Below are 7,923 nucleotides of genomic sequence, written 5' to 3' on the forward strand. Positions count from 1 at the left end.
GAAGATCGTCCGCGTCAACATGGACCAGTGCACCTTCACGCAGAATGTCGTCGTAGCGTTCTGATCGTGTAGTCAAAACAACAGGGCGGCCGCGAGCTTTACTCGCGGCCGCCCTTCGTCGTTTACCATGTCTGTTGATAAATCAGTGCGGATACCTCAGTGCTAGCGATCTTTTTTACCTTTCAATTTCGCCAATCCAAGTTATGACAAGGAGCTTGGTGTATGACTATTCTTCTTTGATTCCTACAATTCGTTAAAAAATTTGACTTAGTCTTGACCGAGCGCGACTGTATGTGCGAACGGGAGCTTAGCAATTCCGAGCTACTTCTAGCGGGAGGGAGGAAAACAGATGCGTCGGCCAAGATCTGCGGTTACGGCGTCGTTGAGTGTCGCGCTGGCGACGATGGTAGGTGTGACCGGAGCAGTCGTGTGCTCCGGATCGCGTGCGCTTGCTGAGGATCCAGCTGATGCCCCAACGGCGAGCATGTCGGTCAACACTGCGACCAAAACGTTCGTCCACCGAAAGGACTACGACGAGCTTCAAGATAAGAAATTTCTTCAAGAGCATATGGATGCGAAAGGTCAGGTGAGGCCCGATCTTGAGCAGAAGGGTTTGGAGCATGTACGGGAGATGAAGACGGCGCCATCGATCGGCGCAAAGGTGTCATCGGCTCCGGCAGCTGCCCCGACTTCAATTCCGAAGAACTAAGCGCCTCGAGCGCTGCCTGTTGTTGCAGGGCCGTTTGGGTTACCAGGGAGGGAAATCCATGGGTGGGCGAACTCGATCTTTCTTTGCATCCGTCGCATTCTTAGTCGGCACAATCGGTCTCGCGGCAGGTGCGATTTTATTTTTCCCGCATGCGGGCAACAGCGTCATCGGCCAGCAATGGACCCAGATTGGCCCCGCGCCCCTTCAAATAAACGCGGAGCAAAATTTCCAGGGCGCAGGTCCAGACTCGGGGATGATTGCCGACATCGCAATCGATCCTCGTGGCGCTACCGACCAGACCATCTACATCGCCACCGAGAACGGCGGTATCTGGAAGACGCTCGACGGTGGTACGACATGGAAGCCCAAGACGGACTTCATGCCGTCGAATTCCATGGGCGCAGTCGCGCTTGATCCCGGCAATCCCTCCGTCGTGTACGCAGGTACCGGATTTTTGATCCCGCAGGGCCTGTTCAAAGGTATCGGACTCTACAAATCGACCGACGGTGGTGACTCATGGACGGTTATCGGTCCGTCGTTTCTCAACGGGGTCGCGATCGTCAGGATAGTGCTTCCTGCCCCGAACACGTTGCTGGTTGCGACCAATATCGGGCTGTTTCTTTCAGTCGATGGTGGGGCGAATTTTGGAAATAATTCGCCCACATTCGACAACGGCGGCGCCGTCCTTGGCGGACTAATCAGCGACCTCCATCTCGACACCGTAACACCGACTACCGTTCGCGCCGCTGTTGCGGGCACTGGAATCTTCGTCTCCACCGACGGTGGAGAGACCTGGCCTACCAACCTGTTCCTGAATCCAGGGGCTCCGATGGCGAACGTTGGATTTATCACGTTCGCGCAATCGACGAATCCCAACAGCATGTCGCTTTACGCGAGTGTTGCTGACAGCCGCGGTCAAACCAATCCGCCGATGCCCGCTCCGTTCCCGTATCTTGGGCTCTTCGTATCAACCGACACCGGTGCGACATGGACCGGGAAGCAGACCGGCGCCGGCTCGCCGGGTACCGGATGTCAATGCGGTTACGACCAGACGATCGGTGTCGATCCGGCGACCGCATCGACGGTCTACATCGGCTTCCAGGAAGACTTCAAGTCGATTGACAGCGGCACGACATTTAACAAAATCAGTCTGAACAAGATTCACTTTGATCATCACGCGCTGATCTTCAGTCCCGCCACCCATCCGACCGGTCCACCGACCCAATGGTACGACGGCAACGATGGCGGTATCGCGGTGACATCCGACGGCGGCACGACCTTTAACAATGCCATCCAGGGCGTATTTCCTAACGCGCTTGCGACCAATCTGTTCCGAGGCCTCGACATCGGAAGGGGCAGCGCCTTCAACGACGGGTTCACCTATGGCGGTCAACAAGATACCGGCACCAACGAGTTCGTGCCTGGATTTATAAACAATACCTGGCAGCTCGGCATCGACGGCGACGGCGGTATGGTCTCAGTCGAACCGACGAATCCTTTCGTGGCGCTCGGTACCGACGATGGCGGTGCCACTCGAACTACAAATGGTGGTACCACCTGGGCCGGGCCGGCAGGGTTTCCGGCCTTCACCGGCGAAGGGGTGCCCTTCTTCGATCCCAATGGCACCAACGCATACTTCACGGCGGCCACCGCACCGGCGGCTATGATGCCCGCAAATCTGTTTCGGATTTTCTTCAGCACAAATCATGGCGCGAACTTCGCACCGATGCACTCGTTCCCGACCTTTATCAACGCGATGTCGATGGCGAAAATCGATTCGAACACGTTGTGGGCAGGTCTCGCCGACGGAACCGTGCAGAATACCGGCAACGCCTTAATGGGCGCTGCTTCTACCTGGACTTCGCACACGGTGACCGGAGCGCCTGGGGGTCAGGGCGTGTCCAGTATCGCGGTTGATCCCTCCAACACCAATGTCGTGTATGTGACCTATCCGGGCTTCTCCTCGATCGACCCGAACCTGTTTCCGACCAAACACATATTCGAGACGACCGACGGCGGTACCACTTGGACCGATATCAGCGGCTTGGTGAACGGCGGGTCCAACAATCTTCCCGATTTGCCGCTCCACTCGGTGGTGATCGACCCGATGACGTCGCCGCACACGATCATCGTGTCCAGCGATTCTGCCGTATTCCAGTCGGCCGACAACGGTCAGACGTGGCAGGTACTCGGGCTCGGGATGCCGACAGTCGATATCACTTCACTGGCGATCGACGCCGGCGCAGCACCGCCTCTTCTGCGCGCGAGCACCTTCGGCCGTAGCGCCTTTCAACTCGCAGCCGCGACCACCGCGTTGATCGCGGTCAACGCCGACCTCAACTTCGGCACGGTATGCCCCGGCCAGCAGGCTACGCGACCGGTGGAGGTGTTCAACGTCGGCGTCAAGGATCTGCATATCGCCAGCTTCACGCGGATCTTGGGGAGCACGGACTTCACCATACTCCCGATTCCGGCGACTCCGCTGACGATCAGTCCGGACGCTCATGTTGATTTCACCATTCAGTTCGCCCCGACCATCGTCGGTCCACAGACCGCGACGTTCCAGATCAACAGCGACGATCCGAATACACCCGCCTTCCAGCTGACTGCGACCGGCAGCGAAGGAAGTGGAACCATCAATGTGACCGGCAGCGGCAGTTTCGGAACGTCGAGCTGCGTCGGCGCCACGCCGCCGCAGACGATTACGGTGGACAACGTCGGCACCTGCAACCTCAACGTGACCTCGGCCGTCATCTCCTGTCCTGATTTCACGTTGGTCAACCCACCCGCGTTCCCGCTGCCGATCAGCCCCGATTCGGGCGTCGGGCTCACCGTCGCATTCACCCCGACATCCGCCGGACCAAAGTCGTGCACTCTCACGATCACCAGTGACACCGGCGGTACTCCCGGATCTACAACGATCGTGAACCTGAATGGGAACACTGCTACTGGGACCGCGTCGCTGACATTCCCGGCAGGACTCACTTTCCCGCCAACTGTTATCCAGCAGAGTGCGGCGTGTTCTGCGAGCCTGGGGATTCCGGTCACAAACTCCGGAACCTGCCCGGTGCAGGTCACCGCGGTTGGTCTGACCCAGGGAAGCTCGCCGGCTGACTACTCGTTGAGTGGGCTTCCCGGCTTGCCGGTAAGCGTGCCGGCCGGCGGTCTGCTTGGCGGCGGCGACGTCGACGTGGTGTTCGCGCCGTTTACTCTCGCGCGCACCAGTACCGGTACGGTGGATGTGACGTTCGTCAACGATCCGATCACGGGCGCTACCTCGACTACTCACGTGCCGTTCTGCGGCGAGGGCGTGCGTCGAGGTATGCGAATCCTGGTCACTCAGGGCGGAGTGCCGGTCTCGACCGTCAAGCGAATAGAGCTCCAGTACGCATTCGGACCGGAACAGCCGGACGGGGACTTCCATACGATAAGGACCATCAAGCACGCGTCTTTGCAGACAGTGACCGGAACGGCGCCGTGCCCGTCGTTCGAATTCCAGCAGGAGTTCGGTGGCGCCAGCGATACGTTCCAGCTCAAGGACGGCACGTATCGAGTCAAGGTCTTTCTATCGGGCGTGAAGAAGTCGAAGATCGTCCGCGTCAACATGGACCAGTGCACCTTCACGCAGAATGTCGTCGTAGCGTTCTGATCGTGTAGTCAAAACAACAGGGCGGCCGCGAGCTTTACTCGCGGCCGCCCTTCATTCATCTCTCCGCGCCGGACATCGCCGCTCCACCTCGCGCGCAGGGCTTACTCCCGCGCCGCGCGCTCGTGTAGAATCCCGTAGATCGAAGGTGGCGCAATTTGAAGACTGGCATCATCGGCGCGCGCGGCGCCGGAAAATCAAGTGTATTTCACGCACTGACGGGACTCGCGCCGATTCCGGGCACGGCCGAGGGTCGCAATCGAGCGCGTCCCGGACAAATCAAGGTCGCCGATCCGCGCCTCGATCTTCTTGAAGAAGCCTACGGCTCGAAGAAAAAAATTCCGGTCGAGCTCACCATCCTCGATTTCGCGCCCAATCCGAAAGAACAGAAGGAGGGCGCCGCACTCGATCCGAGCCTGCTGCCGCTGGTGCGCGACATGGATGCGCTGCTGATCGTGATTCCGCAGTTCGGCGGCATGGAGAAAGATCTGGTCGCGACGCTCGAAAGTATTGAAGGCGAGCTGGTGTTCGCCGACTTCGATCAAGCGGAGCGGCGACTCGAGCGATTGAAGAAAGAGAAGGGCAGCGACTTCGAGCGCGCGGCGCTCGAGAAAGTGATCGCATGGCTCGGCGATGGCAAAGCGCTCAGACTACTCGAGCTGACCGCGCAGGAAACCCAGGCGTTTTCGAGCTTCGGGCTTCTGTCGCGCAAGCCCGCGCTGGTCACCGTCAACTGCGAGATGGACCGGGCATCCGCCGACGTTACCGGCGCCGAACGGGCTGCCGTGCATGCGCACGGGCTCGAGGTCTTCAGGCTGGCGGCCGCATTCGAGTCGGAGTTGTGGGAGCTCGACGACGCCGGACAAAAGGAAATGCTGAAAGACGCGGGCCTCGACGCGCCCGCGCGCGATCGCCTGATCGGCGCACTCTACAATCATCTCGGGCTGATCACTTTCTACACCGCCGGCGAGCCCGAGGCGCATGCCTGGTCGCTGCGTCGCGGCGAGTCGGCGCTCGACGCCGCCGGCGTGATTCACACCGACATCGCGCGCGGGTTCATCCGCGCCGAAGTTGTCAGCTACGACGATTTCGCCATCCACAAGTCCGACGCGAAGGTCAAAGAGGCCGGCAAGCTCCGGCTCGAAGGCCGCGACTACGTGATGCGCGACGGCGACATGATCCACATCCGCTTCAAGGTCTGACCCGGCTACGCCTCGATGCGCTGGAAGAAACGCAGCGCGTTGTCGGCGAGGATTGCGCGCTTCTCTTCGGCGGACAGGCGCGGATTGTTCACCACGATTTCAGCGGCGTCGGGAAATTCGGCGTCGAAATGCGGATAGTCCGACGCCCACATCAATCGGCGCACGCCGAGCAGGCGCATCGCCTCGGGCAACATCGCCTCGTCGGGATCGAACGTGAAAAAGCATCGCTCGCTGCGCATGTGCTCCGACGGCTTGCGCGTCAGATGCGGCGTGTGACGCGCGAAGTGCTTGTAATGCCCGTCCATCCGCTCAGCCCACCACGGCACCCATGAAATTCCGCCTTCGAAAAATCCCAGCCTGAGCGTCGGGTAGCGCTCGAACAGTCCGCCGCCAACCGCCGCCGCCATCACCCGCATCTGGTGCCAGACGTGCCCGGTCAGATGCATCATGAACATGTTGTTGCCGACATCCTCGCGGCCGGGTGCGAACGGCGGCCTGTCGGTACCGCCGTGAAAACAGATCGGCAGGTCGGCGTCCTGCGCGCCGCGATAGAGCGGATCGAAATACGGATGGTCAGGCAGCATCCCGTCGAGATTGCCGAAGGTCATGATGCCGACCGCCCACGGCTCGCGCGCAAGATACGCGACCTCCGCGGCGCATCGCTCCATGTCGCGCTGCGGGACGATCCCGACCGCCTTGATCCGCGAGGAGAACGCGCCGCAATATTCGCCGACCCATCGGTTGTAAGCGCGCGCGAGTGCGGCTTCCATCGCAGGATCGTGCGCCGCGCACACCGAAGTAGCGACAGTCGCGAAGCAGACCGCGACATCGATACTTTCCTTGTCCATGTCGCGGATGCGCTCGGCGGCATCGTAGCCGCCCGCGGGCGATGCGAGCGGATGGTTACGGCCCGACGGCAGCTTGCCAAGGCCGGACACTTCCTGCGCCTCGCCCAGCGGACGCTCCGCCGATCGCCACTTCGGGTATAGCGCTGGAACTATTCCAAGGTTGCCGGCGCCGACCCGCGACAGCAGCGCGTCCGCGGCGGCGCGGAATTTTGGATCGATGTGAGTCGAGTAGAGTGACGCCGGCTCGGTGACGTGGCCGTCCGCGTCGATGATTTTGAATCCTGCTAGCGCCATGCGGCGAGAAAAAAGTGCCGGCGCAGAGCGACTCGTTGGACCTGCGAGGCGCATCCGCGCCGGCGACGGACACGGGACCTTATTTAATCGATCGCGAGTGAGTCCCAAAACCCCAACGCGATACGCGGCTGAATATATGCCGCTTCCCGCCGTTTGTAAACGACCGTTGTGACGGCCCTCTGGAAGTTAATAAACGCAGGCGCGGAGCGCCACGGCGATCTGCCGCTTTGCTCCGCGCCTGTTTCAGCAATCAAACGGACGGTTGCGAGAGGTCGCTTAAGGAGCCGCGGCCACCATCGCCTTCACTGTGCAGAAATCCTTGTCGATTGCCCCCATGTTGATGTACCAGCATTCGCGCTCAGGCGTGTGCTGGCCGGGCAGATAACACATCGTCGAGAAATTTCCCTGCGTGTCGATCGAAGCCGCACCCACTACGAACTCCCGCTTGAATGGGTAGATCGCAACCCGCGCATCCGGCACCGGGCGGTCACGAAAGGCCAGCCAGTAGATGTGCGTGCGCCACAGACGACCCTTTTGATCGTAGGTGTCGACGTAAGGCTCGAAACACAATTCGGTGTCGATATAGACGTCGGTCGATTTGTCGAGTGCGCTGCCTGCCTCGCCCCGGTCGCGCCGCGGCGTCGCCTCGACGATGTACACGTGGCGCATTTCCCAGGCTTCGGGGCACGCGGTCGCACCGCCATCGTAAGGGCAAGTATCCTCGGGCGAGTGCTCGGCGTGCACGCTCCCAAGCATGTCTTTCTCACCCAGGAACCTGTAGTTGTACTGCTCGGTCTTAGGGTTGAAGCCTGCATAGTGATCCGGATCGTAGCTCTGCGCACCAGTCGCTGTAGAAAGTATCGCCTCGCTCAAGCGCCGTACGCGACGGGTGCCGGGGGTCCAATCCCAGCTGTCGTCGCCGCGATTCGGATCAGCATAGCGATAGCGGATCAGTCCAGTACCGCGCGCCTCTTGCGGCGCAAGCACCGGGTACAAAGCGAACGCCCACAGGCGCCCCGACTGCTTGAAGTCCGGATCTACCGGCATCGGCTCGACTTCGGTGCGTCCGAAGAGGTTGTACCCGGCATAGTGGCCGATCTCGATGTCGTCGATAATTTTCTGATCCTGACCCGGACGAACGTACTCGCTCTGGCAATCGTAAAAGCGCAGATCGTAGTCGTCCGTGCTGATCGGGCGGAACACGTTGTTCCACATGATCTTGGT

5 protein-coding genes are annotated in these 7,923 nt (G+C 60.6%); 3 read left to right on the forward strand and 2 right to left on the reverse strand.

Annotated features, from left to right (window positions below):
* Positions 1 to 349: 349 nt before the first annotated feature.
* The 3 genes from VIW95_RS17390 to VIW95_RS17400 all read left to right on the forward strand — a co-directional run bounded on the left by VIW95_RS17390 (position 350) and on the right by VIW95_RS17400 (position 5,557).
* The gene (locus tag VIW95_RS17390) at positions 350 to 709 is read left to right on the forward strand and encodes a hypothetical protein (RefSeq protein WP_331588921.1); all 360 of its coding nucleotides are present in this window, start codon (positions 350 to 352) and stop codon (positions 707 to 709) included.
* A gap of 58 nt (positions 710 to 767) precedes the next feature.
* Positions 768 to 4,358: a choice-of-anchor D domain-containing protein gene (locus tag VIW95_RS17395; protein WP_331588923.1), complete on the forward strand. Its 3,591-nt coding sequence runs from the start codon at positions 768 to 770 to the stop codon at positions 4,356 to 4,358.
* Positions 4,359 to 4,513: 155 nt separating this feature from the next.
* Positions 4,514 to 5,557 carry a DUF933 domain-containing protein gene (locus VIW95_RS17400; RefSeq protein WP_331588925.1) on the forward strand — a complete coding sequence of 348 codons (1,044 nt, stop codon included), beginning with the start codon at positions 4,514 to 4,516 and terminating at the stop codon, positions 5,555 to 5,557.
* A gap of 5 nt (positions 5,558 to 5,562) precedes the next feature.
* On the opposite strand, the gene VIW95_RS17405 is transcribed toward VIW95_RS17400, so the two are convergent.
* Together VIW95_RS17405 and VIW95_RS17410 are read right to left on the reverse strand one after the other, a co-directional pair.
* Positions 5,563 to 6,699 carry an amidohydrolase family protein gene (locus VIW95_RS17405; protein ID WP_331588927.1) on the reverse strand — a complete coding sequence of 379 codons (1,137 nt, stop codon included), beginning with the start codon at positions 6,697 to 6,699 and terminating at the stop codon, positions 5,563 to 5,565.
* A gap of 276 nt (positions 6,700 to 6,975) precedes the next feature.
* A partial coding sequence (locus tag VIW95_RS17410; protein WP_331588929.1) for a DUF1329 domain-containing protein occupies positions 6,976 to 7,923 on the reverse strand: 948 nt, incomplete at its 5' end.

Source organism: Binatus sp. (SeqCode) (assembly GCF_036522015.1).
Taxonomy (GTDB): domain Bacteria; phylum Desulfobacterota; class Binatia; order Binatales; family Binataceae; genus Binatus.

Coding starts and splice junctions, on each gene's coding strand:
- VIW95_RS17390 (WP_331588921.1), top strand. CDS start 350: ATGCGTCGGCCAAGATCTGCGGTTACGGCGTCGTTGAGTGTCGCGCTG.
- VIW95_RS17395 (WP_331588923.1), top strand. CDS start 768: ATGGGTGGGCGAACTCGATCTTTCTTTGCATCCGTCGCATTCTTAGTC.
- VIW95_RS17405 (WP_331588927.1), bottom strand. CDS start 6,699: ATGGCGCTAGCAGGATTCAAAATCATCGACGCGGACGGCCACGTCACC.